Raw genomic sequence first — 18325 nt, forward strand, 5'->3', positions numbered from 1 at the left:
CCACCGCCAACACCTTCAACCGGAACAACCGACATGACACATTTCAGGGAAGTCGCCCTCCATCACGCCAGCCGCCTGGTCAACCACGGCCCTACGGTCCTGGTGACCAGCGCGCATGGCGGGGCGCGCAACGTGATGGCCGCGGCCTGGTCCATGCCCGTGGAGTTCACGCCGCCGCGCATCGCCATCGTCATCGACAAAAAAACCTATACACGCGAACTCATCACGGCCAGCGGCGGCTTCGGCATCTGCCTTCCCGGCATGGCGCTGGCGGCGCTGACGCATGCGGTCGGCAGCGAGTCGGGCCGAATGGTCGACAAGTTCGCGCACTACGGGCTGGCGCCTCGCACCGGTCCCGTCCTGGGCCTTCCCTTGCTGGAGGAAGGCTGCGCGGCCTGGCTGGAGTGCCGGCTGATCCGCGAGACGCACACCGAGGACGCCTACGACACCTGCTTTGCCGAAATCGTCGCGGCCGCTGCCGATGAACGTGTGTTCCAGGCAGGGCACTGGCGTTTCAACGACGGCAACACCGAACTGCAGACCATCCACCACCTGGGCGGCGGCAACTTTGTCAGGCCCGGTGGAATGTTTTATGCCGGTGACGCCGCGATGGCGAGGCCGCAGCCCAAGCCCAAGCCCGACTGACGGCTTCCAGCGCTTTTCCCCAAGCCTTGGCCCGGTAGGCGGCCAGGCGCGGGCGAGCACCACGCATTGCGGTCTTAGCCGCTTGTGGGGTTGCCGCCTTCCGGACCCGCACCACGAACCACCAGCACGGGCACAGGCGCCAGCCGCAGGATCTGCTCGGCGCCGCTGCCCAGCAGCACACGCCCCAGCCCGCGCCGGCCGTGCGAGCCGACCACCACGAGGTCGGCGCCCCAGAGCTTGGCGGCCTCGGCGACGGCTTCGCCCAGGCGTTTTCCGGGCTCTTCGAGCAAAACCTGGCTGGGCTCCACGCCGGCCGACTGGGCAATGGCCGTGGCGTCGGCCAGGACCTTTGCGCCGGCCTCGCGCACCATGCCTATCAGGTCCCCCGACCAGGTGCCATCGGGTGCCATGCCGCCCAGGTAAGCCATTTCATTGAGGGCATGCAGCAGCCGCACGCTGGCGCTGGTCTCGCGCGCCATCCGCAGGCCGGCGACCAGGGCCTTGTTGGCGGTGTCGCTGCCGTCCACGGGGATCAGGATTCGTTTGAACATGATGGATACCTTGGTCTGGAGTTGCGATAGCGACAGTGTTGGCCGATTGGAGCGCGGCGGTATTGACGTGCGTCAAGCCGGGAAGTTTTGGGGCGCGCGTTGATGCAGGTCAATGCAGCGCCGGAGCCTGGCGCGTATCTTGGACAGCAACAACCCGACGCTCTCTTCCAACCTTTTCTTGAGGCAACACCATGAACAACCAGACCCTTGTCGTGTTCTATTCCCACACCGGCACCTCGCGCCGCGCCGCGCAGCTGCTGGCCAGCCAGTTCGGCTGGCAAAGCGGCGAGGTCAGTGACCGGTATCCCCGCGTCGGCAGGATCGGCACGTTCAAGTGCGTCGCCGACTCGCTGCTGCGGCGCCGTCCGGCGATTCGCTACGAGGGGCCTGATCCGCAGGCCTTTGGCTCCGTGGTGTTCGTGGCGCCTGTCTGGGTTTCCCGAATGGCCGGACCCATGCGGACCTTTATCCATGCGCAGGCGGCCGGCCTGAAGCGGGTGGCCGTCATCTCGGTGATGGGTGGCAGCGGGGCGACCCATGCGGCGGCCGAGACGGGCCGTTTGCTGGGCCGTGCGCCGCCTTTGTCGACCTCTTTCACCGCACGGGACGTCGAAAACGGAAGTTATGCACCGCGCCTGGCGGCCTTCGGCCGGGCTGTCCAGGCCACGTCCGATCACTGGCCCATCGTGCACCCGGCCAGCTGGTCACCCAGCGCGGTGTAAATGTCTCAGGCCGCGAGGCTGCCGCAGGGGCTCACCTCGGTGCCGGCGCGGCCCGCCAGCATCTCTTCGATCTGGCCCAGCGAGCCTATCAGCGCCTTCTTGCCGGTCTTCAGCACAAAACCAGTGGCGGCTTGAACCTTGGGGCCCATGGAGCCCGCGGGGAAGGTATGCGCCAGCAGCTCCTGCGGCCTGACCTTTCCGGCGGCGCGCTGGGACGGCGTTCCCCAGTCGAGGTAGACGGCATCCACGTCGGTGGCGATCACCAGGCAGTCGGCGCCCAGTTCCTGCGCAAGCAGGGCGCTGGAGAGGTCTTTGTCGATCACGGCGTCCACGCCTTGAAAGGAACGCCCGCCGGCCACTCGCACCACCGGAATGCCGCCGCCGCCCGCGGCGATGACCACGGCCTTGTGCTGCAGCAGCCAGCGAACCGGCTCCACGCCCAGCACACGCGACGGATAGGGCGAGGCCACGACGCGCCTGAAACCCGTGCCGTCGGGGGCGATGTTCCACTGCATGGCCTGTGCAAGTCGCTCGGCTTCCTCCCGGGTGTACACCGGCCCTATGGGCTTGGTGGGCTGCCTGAAGGCCCGATCGCCGGGATCGACTTCCACGCGTGTGAGCAGGGTGACCACAGTGCGCCCCAGCGGCAGGTGGTTGGCGAGCTCCTGCTCCAGCAGGTAGCCGATCATGCCTTCGGTCTGCGCGCCCAGCACGTCGAGCGGGTAGGGCGCCACCGCCGCATAGGCCGAATTCTGCAGGGCCAGCAAGCCTATCTGCGGCCCGTTGCCGTGTGTCACCACCAGTTCATGGTGCAGCGCGACGCGCGCCAGCTGGGCCGCCACGCCCTGGATGTTTTCCAGCAGGTGCCGCGCGCTGAGCGACTGGCCCCGGCGCAGCAAGGCATTGCCGCCCAGCGCGATCACGAGCTTCATGTGAGCGTGGCCACCAGCACGGCCTTGATGGTGTGCATGCGGTTTTCCGCCTGCGTGAACACAATGGACGCGTCGGATTCAAAGACCTCGTCGGTCACCTCGATCTCGCTGAGGCCGTAGCGCTCGTGGATCTGGCGGCCGACTTCGGTGTCCAGGTTGTGGAAGGCCGGCAGGCAATGCATGAAACGCGTCCGTGGATTGCCGGTGGCTTTCATCAGGGCGCCGGTGACCTGGAAGGGCAGCAACTGCTCAATGCGCAGCTTCCAGGTTTCATCGGGCTCGCCCATGGACACCCAGACGTCGGTGTACAGAAAGTCCGCGCCCTTCACCGCTTCGGCCGGATCGTTGCTGAGGGTGATGCGCGCGCCCGTCGTCTTCGCCAGTTCGCGCATCTCGGCCACCAGGGCCGGCGGCGGCATCAACGCGGCGGGCGCGGCGATGCGCACGTCCATGCCCATCTGCGTGCCGCCCACCAGCAGTGAACAGCCCATGTTGAAGCGGGCGTCGCCGAGGTAGCAAAAAGACAGCTCGTGCAGCGGTTTTTCGCCGAACTCCTGCATGGTCAGCAGGTCGGCCAGCACCTGGGTTGGGTGGGCCTCGTCGGTAAGCCCGTTCCAGACCGGGACGTGCGAGAAGCGCGCGATGTCTTCGACCACCGCCTGGTGGAAACCGCGGTACTCGATGCCGTCGTACAGCCTGCCGAGCACGCGGGCCGTGTCTTTCAGGGACTCCTTGTGCCCCAGCTGCGAGCTGACCGGGTCGATGTAGGTCACATGGCCGCCCTGGTCGTGCACCGCGACTTCGAAGGCGCAGCGCGTGCGGGTGGAGAATTTTTCAAAAATCAGCGCGATGTTTTTACCCTTGAGGCGGGCCAGCTCATTGCCGGCGTATTTGGAGCGCTTGAGCTCGGCGGCGAGGTCCAGCAGGAAGCGGATGTCCCTGGGGGAGAAATCCTTGAGGTCCAGCAGGCTGCGGTTATGGAGGTTAAAGCTCATGGGTGGCTGTCTTTCGGGTGACCCAGCGGCGGGATCGGGTCATGCGGCGTCGCGTTCGATGGGGCAGGACATGCAGTGGCTGCCGCCGCGGCCGCGGCCCAGCTCGCCGCTGGGGATGGTGATGACCTCGACGCCGGCCTTGCGCAGCAGGGTGTTGGTGTGGGTGTTGCGGTTGTAGGCCATGACGACGCCGGGCGACAGCGCCAGCACGTTGTTGCCGTCGTCCCACTGCTCGCGTTCGGCTTCGTAGGCATTGCCGCCGGTGGCGACGACGCGCAGCTTCGTGATTCCCAGCGCCTGCGCGAGGACGTCGAGAAAGGGCCCGGTTTCCGCCCTGACGTCCAGCGTGCCGGCTTCATCGCCGGGCCTGAGGCTGAACACGCGCACGGCCTGCACGATTTCCGGGAACACCGTCACCAGGTCGCGGTCGCAAAAAGTCAGCACCGTGTCCAGGTGCATGGCGCCGCGCGACTTGGGCAACTGGGCGGCCAGCACCCGGGTCGCGGCGCCGCGGGCAAACAGGCTGCGCGCGAGCTGGGTCACCGCCTGCGGCGAGGTCCGCTCGCCCATGCCGACCAGCACCAGGCCCTTGCCCAGCGGCATGACGTCGCCGCCTTCCAGCGTGGCCTGCGGATGCGGCTGGCCGGGGTCGCCCCACCATTCGGTGACCTTGCCCGCGAACGCGGGATGAAAGCGGTAGATGGCCGCCATGAGCTGGCTTTCGCGCCGGCGCGCGGGCCAGTACATGGATCCCAGCGCCACGCCGTCGCCAATCCAGCAACTGCTGTCGCGTGTGAACAGCGTGTTGGGCAGCGCGGGCAGCAACAGGTCCGACGGGCTCGCGCAGGCGGCCGTGAGGCCGGGCAGCTTGAAAGGCAGGTCGGCCGGCGTCAGCCCGCCGATCAGGAACTCGGCCAGCCGGGCCGGCGGCAACTCGCGCAGCCAGGGCCGCAGAATGGCGGCGGCTTCAAAGTCGGTGCCGGCCAGCTTCCGGTCCAGCAACTGGTCCCGCGCCAAAGGGTTGCCGAGCGTGACGGCGAGAAGGTCGTGCAGTTCCAGTACTTCCACGCCTTGCTCCGTCATGGCGCTGGTGAACGCATAGTGGTCGTTTTTGGCCTGCGCGACCCACATCACGTCGTCGAACAGCATGTCCCGGCAATTCGCCGGCGTCAGGCGCATGTGCGCCAGGCCTGGCTTGCAGACCAGCACCTTGCGCAGCCGGCCCGTCTCGGAATGGACGCCGGCCATCACAGGCTCAACTGGCCGGTAGCCAGCATCCAGCCCGCCACCACGGCGAGCCCGAGCACCGCCGCAAGGATGACTTTCTCGCCCGCGGTAAAAGGCTGCTTGCGGGCCTGCCGTTTGGCGATGAAATACAGGGCCGCGCCCGGGGCGTAGAGCAGGGCGCTCAGCAGCAGGTATTTGGCGCCGGCCGCATACAACAGCCACAGGCAGTACACCGAGGCAAGCGCGGCCACCGGCAGGTCCAGCGGCCCACGGGCGCCTTGCGGTGCCTGGCCTTTACCTTCATCGCGCGCGGCCAGCTTCAGGCCGTAAAGCGCGCTGAACAGGTAAGGCAGCAAGATCATCGCGGTCGACAGCGAGATCAGCGCCAGGTAAGAAGCCTTGGACACCAGGGTGACGATGAGGAAGACCTGCACCATGGCGCTGCTCAGCCACAAGGCATTGGCCGGCACACCCTTGCCGCTCTGGCGGCCCAGCCATTCGGGCATCACGCCGCTGTTGGCCGGCGTGAAGAGGGATTCGGCGGCCAGCAGCGTCCAGGCCAGGAAGCCGCCACCGACGGAAATGATCAGGCCTATATAAATAAGCACGGCGCCCCAGGTGCCCACGGCTTTCTCAAGAACGCCGGCCATAGAGGGGTTCTTGAGCCCGGCCAGTTCAGGCTGTGTGAAGATGCCCAGGGACAGCAGCGAGACGGCCATGAGAAGCGCCAGGCAGATGAGGAAACCGATCACCGTGGCCTTGCCGACGTCCTTGCGTTGCCGGGCGCGTGCCGAGTAGACGCTGGCGCCCTCGATGCCGATGAAAACCCACACCGTGACCAGCATGGTGCTCTTGACCTGGTCCAGCACGGAGCCGAGCTTGGCGCCACCCCAGAAGTCCAGGCTGAAAGTGGGCGCCTGGAAAGCGGCCACGGCCAGCACGATGAACAGCAGCAGGGGAATGACCTTGGCCACCGTGACCACGGCATTGACCCAGGCGGCCGTGTTGATGCCTCTCAGCACCAGCGCATGCACCACCCACAGGACCGCTGATGCACCGGCGATGGCCGCGGGGGTGTTGCCCTCGCCGAAAGCCGGGAAGAAATAGCCGAGCGCGCCGAAGGCGGCCACCAGGTAACCGACGTTGCCTATCCAGGCGCTGATCCAGTAACCCCAGGCGGAGTTGAAGCCGACGTAATCGCCCGAGAGGGCGCGCGCATAGGCGTAGACGCCGTTGTCCAGTTCGGGCTTGCGCAAGGCCAGCGTCTGGTAGACGCGCGCCAGCACCAGCATGCCCAGGCCGGTGACCAGCCAGCCGATCAGGATGGCGCCCGCGCCGGCGCCGGCCGCCATGTTTTGCGGCAGGCCGAAGATGCCGCTGCCGATGATGGAGCCTATGACCAGCGCGACCAGCAGTGCCAGGCCCAGGCTGCCTTGTGCCGGCCGCACGGTGGGGATGGCCCGCGGCACCGAAGCCGGCGAGGGGGTCGTTGACAGTGTGTTCATGGGATGCTTTCAGGAGGTGAACGGCTACTGGACCAGCAGCACCGGCACGTCGACATCGGCCACCACACGCTGGGCGACGCTGCCGAGCAGAGCGCGGCCGAACAGGCCATGGCCGTGGGTGCCCATGACCAGCATGTGCACCTTTTCGCGTTTCGCCGCCTGCACGATTTGTGTGGCCGGTGTGCCGGCGACCCAGGAGGCGCGATAGTGGACACCGTGTTTCTTGAGGAAGCGTTCAATCGGTTGCAGCACTTTTTCGGCCTCTTCCTGGTGCCAGGCACGCACGGTGGCGGCGCCCAGCAAGGTCTTGACGCGCGGGGTCACGGCCGGCTGCACATTGAGCACGATCAGTTCCGCGTCCGGCCCCATCAGGGTTTCATGGGTGACCAGGAAGGCCAGGGCCTTTTTGGTGAACTTGCTGCCGTCAACGGCCAGAAGGACTCTCATGGTTTTCTCCATCAAGGGTGGGTTCAGCGCAGGACGAGCACGGGGATATTGCTGTGCGTGAGCACCTGCTGGGTCTCGCTCCCGAGCAGGATGCGGGAGATACCCTTGCGGCCGTGCGAGGCCATCACGATGAGGTCGCACTTGTTCTTTTTGGCCGCGGCCATGATGGCCGTGGCGACCAGGTCGGACCTGGCGGTCACGGCCTTGGCGGTGACGCCGACGGCCTCGGCGGACTTCTGCGCCGCGTCGGCGATGGCCTGGCCTTTGCTGGCCCAGTCTTTTTCGATGCGCCCGATTTCCTGCGGCGAGATGGTGGCGCCGCCTTCAAAGTAGCTCATGGGATAACGCGGGACGACGTTGAGCACCACCAGGGTGGCCTCCAGCGATGCCGCAAGGTCTATGGCCTCCTTGACCGCTTTTTTGGAGAGCGTGGAGCCGTCGGTGGCAACAAGAATGCGTTTGTACATGGTGGTTCTCCTGTGTTGATGTGTCGCAGTCTAGGAGCGCCCAAGCGCCGCGGGCTTGATCCAGGTCAAGGGTTTCACCTGCGGCGCTGCGTAAGCTCGGTGCCATGCAAGCCGCTTCCTCCCTGTTTCCCCCTGGCCTTGCGGCGCCCGGCGCCGATAGCACCGGTAAAGCCGCGGCATGGATCGCGATGGACGAGCCGGCCGAATGGGAGGGTTTCAGCCGGCCGGTGCCGGGCCGCGAAGGCTGGTGGGAGTCCTGCCTGGCGATCGAGGGCATGCATTGTGCGGCCTGCGCGCTCACGGTCGAGGAGGTGCTCCGCAAGCTGCCCGGTGTGGACACGGTGCAGGTCAACGGTGCCACCGCCACGGCGCGGCTTCAGTGGCAAGCGCTGGGCACGCGGCCTTCCGCCTGGATGGCCGCCTTGCGCGAAGCCGGCTATGGCGCATTGCCGGCAGGCGACCTGCTACTGGCCGGCAGCCGGCTTCGGGCCCAGCGCCTGATGCTGTGGCGCTGGCTGGTGGCCGGCTTCTGCATGATGCAGGTGATGATGTATGCGGCGCCGGCCTACCTGTCGGCGCCCGGCGAGATCACGCCCGACATCCAGGCCTTGCTGGGCTGGGCCTCCTGGGTGCTGACCTTGCCGGTGCTGCTGTTCTCCTGCTGGCCGTTTTTCTCGGCGGCGCTGCGCGACCTGCGGAACCTGCGCATTGGCATGGACGTGCCGGTGGCGCTGGGCGTGCTGATCGCCTTCGGCGCGAGCACGGCAGCGACCTTTGACCCGGCCAGTCCTTGGGGCCTGCATGCCTCGTATGACTCGGTGCCCATGTTCGTGTTCTTCCTGCTGTCGGGCCGGCTGCTGGAACAGCGCCTGCGCGACCGCACCGCCGGCGCGCTGGAAGCGCTGATGCGGCGCTTGCCGGACAGCGTGGAGCGGCAGGAGGCCGACGGCAGTTTCCGTGCGGTGGCCGTGCGCCGCCTGGTGGCCGGCGACCTGGTGCGCGTGCTGCCGGGCCAGGCCTTTCCTGCCGACGGGGCGGTGGAGGGCGGCGAGAGCCGGGTCGACCAGTCGCTGCTGACGGGCGAATCCAAGCCTTTGCTGCGGCGGGTGGGCGACGGCGTTATCGCCGGCAGCCACAACCTCACGGGGGTGCTGCTGGTGCGCGTGCAGCGGGTCGGCCCGCAAACCCGCTACGCCGAAATTGTGGCCTTGATGGAACAGGCTTCGGTCGAGAAACCCGGCCTGGTGCAACTGGTGGACCGCATCGCGGGCCCTTTCCTGGTGGCCGTCCTGGTGGCGGCCGCGGCAGCAGCCGTGTGGTGGTGGCCTTTCGGCCAGGCGCATGCCATGGCCGTCGCGGTCTCGGTGCTGATCGTGACCTGCCCCTGCGCCTTGTCGCTGGCAACACCGGCGGCGATGCTGGCGAGCGCCGGCGCCCTGGCGCGGCGCGGCCTGCTGGTGCGCAAGCTGCAGGCGCTGGAGGGCTGCGCCGCCGTCGACACCGTGATTTTCGACAAGACCGGCACGCTGACGGAAGACCGCATGGAAGTCGTCATGGCCCATGTGCCCGCCGGCGTGAACCGGGAGGATGTGTGTGGCATGGCCGGCGCGCTGGCCCGTCACTCGCTGCACCCGGTTTCACGCGCCATCGCCGCGCGCTTTCCGGCTGAAGCCTGGGTAGCCAGCGAGGTGGAAGAGGTCACGGGCCGGGGTTTGCGCGGCAAGGTCGCGAGGCCGGACGGCAGCAGGGCACGATACCTGTACCTGGGTTCCGCCTTTTTTTGCCGCGCGCCCGCAGGCCGTGAGGGGCCTGTGCTGCAAGCCCACCTGTCGGACGGCGAACATTACCTGGTGGGCTTCGAGCTTGACGAGGCGATACGGCCCGACGCCGCGCAGGCGGTGACGGCCTTGCTCGGGCTCGGCATCCGGGTGCAGCTGCTTTCGGGCGATACCGGCCAGGCCGTGGCCCGCCTGGCGCGCCGGGCCGGTATTGAATGGTGCTTCGGCGAATGCACGCCGGAGGCCAAGCTGGCCCATGTGCGCGGCCTGCAGCGCGAGGGCCACCGGGTCATGATGGTGGGCGACGGCATGAACGACGGGCCGGTGCTGGCCGCGGCCGACGTGTCCATGGCCATGGGCCAGGCCGTCCCGCTGGCCCAGGCCAGGGCGGATTTCATCATGGCCGGCAACCGGCTTCCCAGCGTGGCGGCGCTGGTCGAACAGGCGCGGCGCACCCGCTCGGTGGTGCGCCAGAACCTGCTGTGGGCCGCGATCTACAACGCCGCCTGCGTGCCGCTGGCCGTCCTGGGCTATATGCCGACCTGGCTGGCCGGTTTCGGCATGGCGGCGAGTTCGCTGCTGGTGGTGGCCAATTCCGCGAGGCTGGCGAGAAAGCAGGATTGAATGGACATCCTGTTCTTACTGATTCCACTGTCCGTGGTGCTGGCGCTGCTGATCATCGGAGCGCTGGGCTGGGCGGTCTGGCGCGGCCAGTTCGAGGCGCTGGAGCAGGAAGCCGAGCGCATTCTTCACGATGATTGACCTGTATCAAGTGCCGCGCCGCCCGCCGCGCCGACACTTTGGAGCATCAAGACAAAAGGTGCTTCATGAACCAAGAATCGACGCAAGGGATCGCCTATCACGACACGGTGGTGCGCCAGTTCTCGCTGGCAGCCGTGCTCTGGGGTGTGGTGGGCATGGCGGTGGGCCTGTTCATCGCGGCCCAACTGGCCTGGCCTGAACTGAACTTCGGCATCCCCTGGCTCAGCTACGGCCGGCTCCGGCCGCTGCACACCAATGCGGTGATCTTCGCCTTCGGCGGCTGCGCGCTGATCGGCAGCAGCTACTACGTGGTCCAGCGCACCAGCGGCGTGCCGCTGTTCGCGCCGCGGCTGGCCGCCTTCACCTTCTGGGGCTGGCAGCTGGTCATTGTGGCTGCCGCGATCAGCCTGCCGCTGGGCTACACCACGGGCAAGGAATACGCCGAACTCGAGTGGCCCATCGACATCCTGATCACCGTGGTCTGGGTCGCCTACGCGGTGGTCTTCTTCGGCACATTGGGCGTGCGCAAGGTCAGGCACATTTACGTGGCCAACTGGTTTTACGGCGCCTTCATCCTGGCGGTGGCGGTGCTGCACGTGGTCAACAGCGCCGAGGTGCCGGCCGGCTGGATGAAGTCGTATTCGGCCTACGCCGGCGTGCAGGACGCCATGGTGCAGTGGTGGTACGGCCACAATGCCGTCGGTTTTTTCCTGACCGCGGGCTTCCTGGGCATGATGTATTACTTCATCCCCAAGCAGGCGGAGCGGCCGGTCTATAGCTACCGCCTGTCCATCGTCCACTTCTGGGCGCTGATCTTCACCTATATGTGGGCGGGCCCGCACCACCTGCACTACACCGCCTTGCCTGACTGGACGCAGTCGGTCGGCATGGTGTTCTCGCTGATCCTGCTGGCGCCCAGCTGGGGCGGGATGATCAACGGCGTGATGACGCTGTCGGGCGCCTGGCACAAGCTGCGCGAGGATCCCATCCTGCGCTTCCTGATCGTCTCGCTGTCCTTCTACGGCATGAGCACCTTCGAGGGCCCGCTGATGTCCATCAAGACCGTCAACGCGCTGTCCCATTACACCGACTGGACCGTGGGACACGTGCATTCGGGCGCGCTGGGCTGGGTGGGACTGATCTCCATGGGCACGCTGTACTACATGATCCCCCGCCTGTTCGGCCAGAAGCAGATGCACTCGGTGCGCGCCATCGAGGTGCATTTCTGGATGGCCACCGTGGGCATCGTGCTCTACATCGCGGCCATGTGGATCGCCGGCGTGATGCAGGGCCTGATGTGGCGCGCCATCAACACCGACGGAACCCTGACCTACACCTTTGTCGAATCGGTCAAGGCCACCTATCCCTTCTACGTGGTGCGCTTCTTCGGCGGCGTGCTCTACCTGGGCGGCATGGTGCTGATGGCCTGGAACGTCTGCATGACGGTGACCAAGGGCCGGGCTGTCCGGGTGGCCGTGCCGGCACTGGCCCACGCATGACAAGAGTAATGAGAAGAAAGAACCTCCCATGAAAGATGACAACACATCGGCCGCCGGCTTCTCTCACGAGAAGATCGAGACCAACAACTTCCTGATGATCATCCTGATCCTGCTGGTGATCGCCGTCGGCGGCCTGGTGGAGATCGTGCCGCTGTTCTTCCAGAAGTCGACCACCATGCCGCTGGAAGGTGTCAAGCCCTACGGCGCGCTGCAACTGGCCGGCCGCGACATCTACCTGCGCGAGGGTTGCTACAACTGCCACTCGCAGATGATCCGGCCGTTCCGCGCCGAGACGCTGCGCTACGGCCACTACTCGGTGGCCGGCGAGTTTGTCTACGACCATCCCTTCCAGTGGGGCAGCAAGCGCACCGGCCCCGACCTGCACCGCGTGGGCGGCAAGTACACCGACGAATGGCACCGCATCCACCTGAACAACCCGCGCGACGTCGTGCCCGAATCCAATATGCCGGCCTACAGCTGGCTGGAAAAAACCGCCGTCGACCCCGCCGACTCGGCGCCGCGCATGACCGCGCTGCGCAGGGTGGGGGTGCCGTACACCGACGCCGAAATCGCCGAGGCCGCCGCCGTGGTGAAGGGCAAGACGGAAATGGATGCCCTCGTGGCGTATTTGCAGATCATGGGCAAGGCCCTGAAATAAAGGAAAACAGCCATGGACGTCAACACGCTGCGCATCATCGCCACCCTGCTGTGCTTTGCCACCTTTATCGGCCTGCTGGTATGGGCCTATTCCAGGCGCAACCGCGAGCGCTTTGAAGAGGACGCAAAGATTCCCTTCCTGCAGGACTAGGAGCCCCGCCATGCAGAACCTCTTCACCGGTTTTTTATTCACCGCACAACACATCGGGTGTGAGCCATGAGCGATTTCACCGACAACTTCTGGTCCTGGTATGTGGCCGCACTGACCCTGGTCGGCATCCTCGGCGCGCTGGTGCTGCTGTGGGCCACGGCCCGCAAAAAAGTGGTCCCGAGCAGCGACAACACGACAGGCCACGTCTGGGACGAAGACCTGCGCGAGGCCAACAACCCGATGCCGCGCTGGTGGATGTGGCTGTTCGTCCTGACCGTGGTCTATTCGCTGCTCTACCTGGTTGCCTACCCGGGCCTGGGCACCTACCCGGGCGAGATGGGCTGGAGCACGCGCGGTGAATACGATGCCGCCATGGTCAAGGCGGACAAGGAGCTGGCGCCGCTGTACGCCCAGTTCACCGGCCAAAGCGCGGAGCAGCTTGCGGGCGACGCCAACGCCATGGCGGTGGGCGAGCGCCTCTTCATGAACAACTGCGCCCAGTGCCACGGCTCGGACGCGCGCGGCAGCAAGAGCTTTCCCAATCTGGCGGACAGCGACTGGCTGCATGGCGGCTCGGCCGAGAAGATCAAGGAAACCCTGACCGGGGGCCGCAAGGGGCAGATGCCGCCCATGGCCGCGGCCGTTGGCACACCCGACGACGTGCGCAACGTGGCGCAGTACGTGCTGAGCCTGTCGGGCGGCCCGCACGATTCGGTGCGCGCCCAGCTCGGCAAATCGAAATTCACGGCCTGCGCGGCCTGCCACGGCGTGGACGGCAAGGGCAACACGGCCATAGGTGCGCCCAACCTGGCCGACGACATCTGGCTGCACGGCTGGGGTGAGCAGGCTATCGTCGACATCGTCAACAAGGGCAAGACCAACGAGATGCCCGCGCAGGGCGGCAAGCTCACGGAAGCGCAGATCCACGTGCTGACGGCCTATATCTGGGGCCTGTCCAACAAACCCGCACCCGCCGCGGCGAAACTCTGAGGCGACGGTGACCCAGCTTCCCTTGCGCAAAACCATTCCCATCGTGCCGGTGCAGCCGGCCGGGGAGTCTCTGTACGAGGCGCAGAAGAAGATCTACCCGCGCTCGGTCAGCGGGCTGTTCGCGCGCTGGCGCTGGGCCTTCGTCATCCTGACCCAGCTGTTCTTCTACGGCCTGCCGTGGCTTCAGTGGGGGCAACGCCAGGCCGTGCTTTTCGACCTGGGGGCGCGGCGCTTTTACCTGTTCGGCTATGTGCTGTATCCGCAGGACTTCATCTACCTGACCGGCCTGCTGGTGGCCAGCGCCTTGTCGCTGTTCCTGTTCACGGCGGTGGCGGGCCGGCTGTGGTGCGGCTTTGCCTGCCCGCAGACGGTGTACACCGAAATCTTCCTGTGGATAGAGCGCAAGGTCGAAGGCGACCGCACGGCCAGGCTGCGGCTGGACGGCGCGCCGTTCTCGCTCGAAAAGCTGGTGAAGAAGTGGTTCAAGCACATCCTCTGGATAGGCGTGGCGATGTGGACCGGCTTCACCTTTGTCGCCTATTTCGTGCCGGCCCGCGAGCTGATCCTGCAGTTCCTGCAAACCAGAATGGGCGGCTGGGAAATCTTCTGGGTGCTGTTCTACGGCTTCGCCACCTACGGCAACGCCGGTTTCCTGCGCGAGCAGGTGTGCAAATACATGTGCCCTTATGCGCGCTTCCAGAGCGCGATGTTCGACAAGGACACGCTGATCGTGAGCTACGACCCGGCGCGCGGGGAGCCGCGCGGCGCCCGGTCGCGCCATGCCGACATCGGAGCGCTGGCGCTGGGTTCCTGCGTGGACTGCACCCTGTGCGTGCAGGTCTGCCCGACCGGCATCGACATCCGCGAGGGCCTGCAGTACGAGTGCATAGGCTGCGCGGCCTGCGTGGACGTGTGCGACGGCGTGATGGACAAGATGGGCTATGCGCGCGGCCTGATCCGCTTCACCACCCAGAACGCGCTGGCCGGGAAATGGAACGCTTCACGCGTGCTGCGCCGGGTGCTGCGGCCGCGCGTGCTGGTTTACACGGCGCTGCTGGGCGTTCTGTGCCTGGCCTTGCTGTGGAGCCTGATGGCGCGCATGCCGCTGAAGGTGGACGTGGTGCGGGACCGCGCGGCGCTGTCGCGCATCGCGGCCGGCGGCCGGCTGGAAAACGTTTACCGCCTGCAAATCATGAACGCCACAGAGCAGGGGCAGCGCTACACCATCGCGGCGGCCGGGCTGGACGGCCTGGCGGTCGCCTCCGAGGTTGAGGTCAAGGTCGGCCCCACCGAATCGCGCTGGGTCGCGGTGCGGCTGCAGATTCCCTATGGTTCGGCCGAGGCCGGCTCGCATCCCATCGTGTTCCGCATCGCCGATGAAAGCGGGCGCGCCCACGTCGAAGAAAAGTCCGTGTTCCTTGTTCCGAGATGAATCGCGATGAATCGCGATGAAAGGCCTCTCATGAATACCCTTCCCACCCAAGCCTCTCCCTGGTGGAGGCACGGCCATGTCTGGCTGGTGATTTCCGGCCCCGCGATGGTGGTGGTCGCGGGGATCATCACCGCTTTCCTCGCCGTCAAATATCCGGACGCCGTGATCATCGGCCAGAAGCCGGCGCGGGTCTCGCGCAGCGGCGAGCCGGGCCAGCCCAGGGCCTTGGCCCCGGCCCTGGAAGGGCGCAACCACGCGGCCACGCCCGACAAGGCCGCGCGGCCCTGATCGCCACAACACTGAAAACAAGGAGGCCGTGTGATGTCAGCCAACAAGATACTGGGCATTGCCTGGCCGGCCTTCCTGGCGGCCTGCCTGCTGGAACTGCTGCTGTTCGGGCTGTTCGACCCTGAAGAGATGCTCAGGGATGGGCAACCGGCGGGGCTTTCGCGGCTGGCGTTCCAGACGGCCGTCTTTTTTGTGTTCTGGTTCGCCTGCGCGGCTTCGAGCGCCTTGACGGTGCTGCTGACCGGGCCCGCGCCGGCGGCGGGGACGGCGGCCTCACGCCGGACGCGGCTGGAGCCGGCAGATCCGCCTCATCCGCCGTATCCGCCGCATGAGGACTGAAGCCGGCACCGGCGCACCTGTTTCCGGAACAGGGCAGGGCGGTAAGATCGGCCCCTCACTCCCGAACTGCGCCATGTCCCTCTTTCCCCACATTGGCGATGCGGTGCCCAGGCGCCGGCGCTCCATGGCCATTGTGCTGGCCGTGATGGCGACCCTTACCCTGCTGGCCGCTGTCCATCTGGCATCCAGCCCGCAATCGCTGCCGGGCCTGCCGCTGGTCGCGGCGCTGGCCGCCGCCACCTGCGGCATGGCCTGGCTGCTGGCCGGGCGCGACGCGGCGCGCGACCGGGCCGGCAAGCAGGCGCTGGAGGGCGCGGACGCGAGGCTGGCGGGCCTGCTGGACTCGGCCATGGACGCCATCATCACCGTCGACAGCGAACAGCACGTGATCCTCTACAACAAGGCCGCCGAAAAGATCTTCGGCTGGCCCACGCGCGAAATGCTGGGCCAGCCACTCACGCGCCTGATCCCGCAGCGGCACCAGGGCGCGCATGGTGACCAGGTCAAACGATTCGGCCAGACCGGCACGACCTCGCGGCGCATGGGCGACGGCACGGTGCTCTACGGGCTCCGGGCCAGCGGCGAGGAGTTCCCGCTGGAGGCCTCGATCTCGCAGCTGGATACCGCGCACGGCAAGCTTTACACCGTCATCCTGCGCGACGTGACTGAGCGCGTGCGCGCAGGCGAAGAACTGAGCGCCTTCGCCTCGGCGGCCCACGCCATCCGCGAAAGCGAAAAAACCCGGATCGCACGCGAACTGCATGACGAACTCGCGCAGTCGCTGACGGCGATCAAGATGGATGCCACCTGGGTCCGCGAGGCCATGCCGCGCGATGCGGATGCCGTGCGGGCCAAACTCGACGACATGCTGGGCCTGCTGGACACCACCGTCGCCGCGACACGGCGCATCGCCTCGGACCTGCGGCCGCTGTTGCTGGACGACCTGGGCCTGGTGCCGGCCATCCAGTGGCTGACCCACAATTTCAGCCAGCGCCACGGCGTGCCGTGCCGGCTGTCGCTCGATGAAGAAGTGGAGCTGGGCGAACCTTATGCCACGGCGGTGTTCCGCATCGTGCAGGAGTCGCTGGTCAACGTGGCCAAGCATGCCGGGGCGTCGCGGGTCGACGTGCGCATTGAAAGAACCGCCGCGGCGGTGGTCCTCGAGGTCGCCGATGACGGCGCCGGTTTTTCGCTGGATGCGCCGCGCAAGACCAGTTCGCTGGGCCTCATGGGTTTGCGTGAGCGGGCCCGGTTGCTGCAGGGGACGGTGGAGATTGACACGGCGTCGGGCCGCGGCACCCGCGTTCGCGTGGTGATCCCGGTGCCCGAAACAACCGAAACAGGAGACACCCCATGATCAGGATTGTGATGGCCGACGACCACGCCATCGTGCGCGAGGGGCTCAAACGCATCGTATCGTCCATCGCGGACATGGAGGTCGCGGGCGAAGCTGGAAACGGCACGGAAGTCATGCAGCGCGTGCGTGAGCTGGCCTTCGACGTGCTGGTGCTGGACCTGTCCATGCCCGGCCGCAGCGGCATGGAGCTGATCAAGCTGGTGCGCGCCGAAAAACCGCAGCTGCGCATTCTGGTGCTGAGCATGCACCAGGAACTGCAATACGCCGTGCGGGCCATCAAGAACGGCGCCAGCGGCTACCTGACCAAGGAAAGCGCGCCGGACCAGCTGGAGCAGGCGATACGCAAGGTGGCCTCGGGCGGCGCCTTCATCAGCGCCGAGGTGGCCGAGCAACTCGCGCTGGGCGCCATGCCAGGCAGCGAGGCGGTGCCGCACGAGAGCCTTTCCAACCGTGAGTTCGAGGTGCTGCAATTGCTGGTGGCCGGTGTTTCCCTGACGGACATCGGGACAAAGCTGAACCTGTCGGTCAAGACCGTCAGCACCCACAAGACCAACCTCATGCAAAAAATGGGGCTGCAGAACCAGAACGAGCTGATCCGCTACGCGCTCAAGCATGGGCTGGCCGAGCCACTGGATCCCTGAGGCCCGTCGGGCTGCCGCGAAATGCGCATGGTGTTGACCAGGGTCAATACGGCCGCGGGTGCATCTCCTTAGAGTCAAGGTATTGAAACTCTGCACCGGGGGCGCCATGGGCAACGAACTCAAACAACTGCTGGTCCACGCCGATGCCTCGCCGCAGTTCGCGCAACGCCTTGAATTTGCCTGCAGGCTTGCCGCCCTGCACGGCGCCGGCATCACCGCGCTGTATGCCTCGCCTTCGGCTTCGGAGGCGCTTCCCGTCGCCGCTGGCATGGGCCCGGGCCTGGCCGTGAGGCGCCAAAACACCCAGGACACCGAGCTGGCACGCGCGAGATCGGTGTTCGAGCAGCTAAGGCCCGCCGGGCTGCCGGCCGCCTGGGCTGAAATCCACGAATTTCCACTGGCCCCGGCTTTTGCGGAGCAGGCGCTGTACGCGGACCTGCTGGTGCTGGGCCAGCACGGCCCGGGCGAGGGCTGGTCCACGCTGATGCCGGCGGATTTTCCGGAAACGGTGATCGCCTTGAGCGGGCGGCCCGCGCTGGTGCTTCCCTATACCTCGGCCAGGCCCGGTTTGCCGGGCCGTGTGGTGATTGCCTGGAAGCCCAGCCCTGGGGCCGCGCGCGCCGTGGCGGCGGCGCTGCCCCTGCTGCGCCAGGCCAGCGTGGTGCACATCCTGAGCTGGGGCGCGGACGCGGCGGCCTCCGCCGGAGGCCCGAACATCGTTTCCCACCTGCAGGCCCATGGTGTCAAGGCCGGCTGGCAACGGGAAGACGTGGAACCCGACAACCTCGGTGAGCTGCTGCTCTCACGCGCCTTCGACCTGCAGGCGGACCTGCTGGTGATGGGTTGCTACGGCCGCGCCCGCGCGCATGAATGGCTGCTGGGCGGTGCCTCCCGGACCGTGCTCAAAAGCATGACGCTGCCGGTGCTGATGGCGCACTAG

21 protein-coding genes are annotated in these 18325 nt (G+C 66.8%); 14 read left to right on the top strand and 7 right to left on the bottom strand.

Features of this window, described 5'->3' with window-relative positions; genetic code table 11:
- Nucleotides 1–33: 33 nt before the first annotated feature.
- A complete protein-coding gene (locus tag AC1D0O_RS01505; protein WP_477651784.1) occupies nucleotides 34–645 on the top strand; it encodes a flavin reductase family protein in 612 nt (203 codons plus the stop codon).
- A 74-nt stretch (nucleotides 646–719) separates the two neighbouring features.
- Here the strand turns inward: AC1D0O_RS01505 and AC1D0O_RS01510 are convergent, their stop codons facing one another.
- Nucleotides 720–1196, bottom strand: coding sequence for a universal stress protein (locus tag AC1D0O_RS01510; protein WP_477651785.1), 477 nt, complete (start codon nucleotides 1194–1196; stop codon nucleotides 720–722).
- A 191-nt stretch (nucleotides 1197–1387) separates the two neighbouring features.
- On the opposite strand from AC1D0O_RS01510, the gene AC1D0O_RS01515 reads away from it, so the two are divergent.
- The gene (locus AC1D0O_RS01515; RefSeq protein ID WP_477651786.1) at nucleotides 1388–1918 is read left to right on the top strand and encodes a flavodoxin family protein; all 531 of its coding nucleotides are present in this window, start codon (nucleotides 1388–1390) and stop codon (nucleotides 1916–1918) included.
- Between the two features lie 5 nt (nucleotides 1919–1923).
- On the opposite strand, the gene arcC is transcribed toward AC1D0O_RS01515, so the two are convergent.
- The 6 genes from arcC to AC1D0O_RS01545 are packed head-to-tail and all read right to left on the bottom strand — an operon-like array spanning nucleotide 1924 to nucleotide 7491.
- Nucleotides 1924–2850, bottom strand: a complete 927-nt coding sequence (gene arcC, locus AC1D0O_RS01520) for a carbamate kinase (protein ID WP_477651787.1) — start codon at nucleotides 2848–2850, stop codon at nucleotides 1924–1926.
- The gene (argF, locus tag AC1D0O_RS01525; protein ID WP_477651788.1) at nucleotides 2847–3845 is read right to left on the bottom strand and encodes an ornithine carbamoyltransferase; all 999 of its coding nucleotides are present in this window, start codon (nucleotides 3843–3845) and stop codon (nucleotides 2847–2849) included. The genes arcC and argF overlap by 4 nt, the downstream gene beginning before the upstream one ends.
- Before the next feature lie 39 nt (nucleotides 3846–3884).
- Complete coding sequence (locus AC1D0O_RS01530; RefSeq protein ID WP_477651789.1) at nucleotides 3885–5093, bottom strand: arginine deiminase; 1209 nt, start codon at nucleotides 5091–5093, stop codon at nucleotides 3885–3887.
- The gene (gene arcD, locus AC1D0O_RS01535; protein WP_477651790.1) at nucleotides 5093–6577 is read right to left on the bottom strand and encodes an arginine-ornithine antiporter; all 1485 of its coding nucleotides are present in this window, start codon (nucleotides 6575–6577) and stop codon (nucleotides 5093–5095) included. Before arcD ends, AC1D0O_RS01530 begins: the two co-directional genes overlap by 1 nt.
- Nucleotides 6578–6601: 24 nt before the next feature.
- Nucleotides 6602–7024, bottom strand: coding sequence for a universal stress protein (locus AC1D0O_RS01540; protein ID WP_477651791.1), 423 nt, complete (start codon nucleotides 7022–7024; stop codon nucleotides 6602–6604).
- 23 nt (nucleotides 7025–7047) lie between these two features.
- Nucleotides 7048–7491, bottom strand: coding sequence for a universal stress protein (locus AC1D0O_RS01545; RefSeq protein WP_477651792.1), 444 nt, complete (start codon nucleotides 7489–7491; stop codon nucleotides 7048–7050).
- 104 nt (nucleotides 7492–7595) lie between these two features.
- Between AC1D0O_RS01545 and AC1D0O_RS01550 the strand changes: the two genes are divergently transcribed.
- The 12 genes from AC1D0O_RS01550 (at nucleotide 7596) to AC1D0O_RS01605 (ending at nucleotide 18325) form a co-directional block, all read left to right on the top strand.
- On the top strand, nucleotides 7596–9893 hold the full coding sequence (locus AC1D0O_RS01550; protein ID WP_477651793.1) for a heavy metal translocating P-type ATPase: 2298 nt from the start codon (nucleotides 7596–7598) through the stop codon (nucleotides 9891–9893).
- The gene (ccoS, locus tag AC1D0O_RS01555) at nucleotides 9894–10031 is read left to right on the top strand and encodes a cbb3-type cytochrome oxidase assembly protein CcoS (protein ID WP_436154659.1); all 138 of its coding nucleotides are present in this window, start codon (nucleotides 9894–9896) and stop codon (nucleotides 10029–10031) included.
- A gap of 65 nt (nucleotides 10032–10096) precedes the next feature.
- Nucleotides 10097–11530: a cytochrome-c oxidase, cbb3-type subunit I gene (gene ccoN / locus AC1D0O_RS01560; protein WP_477651794.1), complete on the top strand. Its 1434-nt coding sequence runs from the start codon at nucleotides 10097–10099 to the stop codon at nucleotides 11528–11530.
- 28 nt (nucleotides 11531–11558) lie between these two features.
- Nucleotides 11559–12188, top strand: a complete 630-nt coding sequence (ccoO, locus tag AC1D0O_RS01565) for a cytochrome-c oxidase, cbb3-type subunit II (RefSeq protein WP_477651795.1) — start codon at nucleotides 11559–11561, stop codon at nucleotides 12186–12188.
- A 12-nt stretch (nucleotides 12189–12200) separates the two neighbouring features.
- Entirely contained in the window at nucleotides 12201–12338 is a 138-nt protein-coding gene (locus AC1D0O_RS01570) for a cbb3-type cytochrome oxidase subunit 3 (RefSeq protein WP_477651796.1), read from the top strand.
- 66 nt (nucleotides 12339–12404) lie between these two features.
- Complete coding sequence (ccoP, locus tag AC1D0O_RS01575; RefSeq protein WP_477651797.1) at nucleotides 12405–13328, top strand: cytochrome-c oxidase, cbb3-type subunit III; 924 nt, start codon at nucleotides 12405–12407, stop codon at nucleotides 13326–13328.
- Between the two features lie 7 nt (nucleotides 13329–13335).
- Nucleotides 13336–14760 carry a cytochrome c oxidase accessory protein CcoG gene (ccoG, locus tag AC1D0O_RS01580; RefSeq protein WP_477651798.1) on the top strand — a complete coding sequence of 475 codons (1425 nt, stop codon included), beginning with the start codon at nucleotides 13336–13338 and terminating at the stop codon, nucleotides 14758–14760.
- Between the two features lie 30 nt (nucleotides 14761–14790).
- Complete coding sequence (locus AC1D0O_RS01585; protein ID WP_477651799.1) at nucleotides 14791–15048, top strand: nitrogen fixation protein FixH; 258 nt, start codon at nucleotides 14791–14793, stop codon at nucleotides 15046–15048.
- A 33-nt stretch (nucleotides 15049–15081) separates the two neighbouring features.
- Nucleotides 15082–15387 carry a hypothetical protein gene (locus AC1D0O_RS01590; protein WP_477651800.1) on the top strand — a complete coding sequence of 102 codons (306 nt, stop codon included), beginning with the start codon at nucleotides 15082–15084 and terminating at the stop codon, nucleotides 15385–15387.
- A 73-nt stretch (nucleotides 15388–15460) separates the two neighbouring features.
- Entirely contained in the window at nucleotides 15461–16744 is a 1284-nt protein-coding gene (locus AC1D0O_RS01595) for a PAS domain-containing sensor histidine kinase (protein ID WP_477651801.1), read from the top strand.
- Nucleotides 16741–17385, top strand: a complete 645-nt coding sequence (locus AC1D0O_RS01600) for a response regulator (RefSeq protein WP_477651802.1) — start codon at nucleotides 16741–16743, stop codon at nucleotides 17383–17385. Before AC1D0O_RS01595 ends, AC1D0O_RS01600 begins: the two co-directional genes overlap by 4 nt.
- Before the next feature lie 82 nt (nucleotides 17386–17467).
- Nucleotides 17468–18325, top strand: coding sequence for a universal stress protein (locus AC1D0O_RS01605; RefSeq protein WP_477651803.1), 858 nt, complete (start codon nucleotides 17468–17470; stop codon nucleotides 18323–18325).

Source organism: Polaromonas sp. P1_F2 (assembly GCF_056405735.1).

Excerpts from the sequence above, each read along its gene's own strand:
- AC1D0O_RS01505 (WP_477651784.1), top strand. The coding sequence starts at position 34 with ATGACACATTTCAGGGAAGTCGCCCTCCATCACGCCAGCCGCCTGGTC.
- AC1D0O_RS01510 (WP_477651785.1), bottom strand. The coding sequence starts at position 1,196 with ATGTTCAAACGAATCCTGATCCCCGTGGACGGCAGCGACACCGCCAAC.
- AC1D0O_RS01515 (WP_477651786.1), top strand. The coding sequence starts at position 1,388 with ATGAACAACCAGACCCTTGTCGTGTTCTATTCCCACACCGGCACCTCG.
- arcC (WP_477651787.1), bottom strand. The coding sequence starts at position 2,850 with ATGAAGCTCGTGATCGCGCTGGGCGGCAATGCCTTGCTGCGCCGGGGC.
- argF (WP_477651788.1), bottom strand. The coding sequence starts at position 3,845 with ATGAGCTTTAACCTCCATAACCGCAGCCTGCTGGACCTCAAGGATTTC.
- AC1D0O_RS01530 (WP_477651789.1), bottom strand. The coding sequence starts at position 5,093 with ATGGCCGGCGTCCATTCCGAGACGGGCCGGCTGCGCAAGGTGCTGGTC.
- arcD (WP_477651790.1), bottom strand. The coding sequence starts at position 6,577 with ATGAACACACTGTCAACGACCCCCTCGCCGGCTTCGGTGCCGCGGGCC.
- AC1D0O_RS01540 (WP_477651791.1), bottom strand. The coding sequence starts at position 7,024 with ATGAGAGTCCTTCTGGCCGTTGACGGCAGCAAGTTCACCAAAAAGGCC.
- AC1D0O_RS01545 (WP_477651792.1), bottom strand. The coding sequence starts at position 7,491 with ATGTACAAACGCATTCTTGTTGCCACCGACGGCTCCACGCTCTCCAAA.
- AC1D0O_RS01550 (WP_477651793.1), top strand. The coding sequence starts at position 7,596 with ATGCAAGCCGCTTCCTCCCTGTTTCCCCCTGGCCTTGCGGCGCCCGGC.
- ccoS (WP_436154659.1), top strand. The coding sequence starts at position 9,894 with ATGGACATCCTGTTCTTACTGATTCCACTGTCCGTGGTGCTGGCGCTG.
- ccoN (WP_477651794.1), top strand. The coding sequence starts at position 10,097 with ATGAACCAAGAATCGACGCAAGGGATCGCCTATCACGACACGGTGGTG.
- ccoO (WP_477651795.1), top strand. The coding sequence starts at position 11,559 with ATGAAAGATGACAACACATCGGCCGCCGGCTTCTCTCACGAGAAGATC.
- AC1D0O_RS01570 (WP_477651796.1), top strand. The coding sequence starts at position 12,201 with ATGGACGTCAACACGCTGCGCATCATCGCCACCCTGCTGTGCTTTGCC.
- ccoP (WP_477651797.1), top strand. The coding sequence starts at position 12,405 with ATGAGCGATTTCACCGACAACTTCTGGTCCTGGTATGTGGCCGCACTG.
- AC1D0O_RS01585 (WP_477651799.1), top strand. The coding sequence starts at position 14,791 with ATGAATACCCTTCCCACCCAAGCCTCTCCCTGGTGGAGGCACGGCCAT.
- AC1D0O_RS01590 (WP_477651800.1), top strand. The coding sequence starts at position 15,082 with ATGTCAGCCAACAAGATACTGGGCATTGCCTGGCCGGCCTTCCTGGCG.
- AC1D0O_RS01595 (WP_477651801.1), top strand. The coding sequence starts at position 15,461 with ATGTCCCTCTTTCCCCACATTGGCGATGCGGTGCCCAGGCGCCGGCGC.
- AC1D0O_RS01600 (WP_477651802.1), top strand. The coding sequence starts at position 16,741 with ATGATCAGGATTGTGATGGCCGACGACCACGCCATCGTGCGCGAGGGG.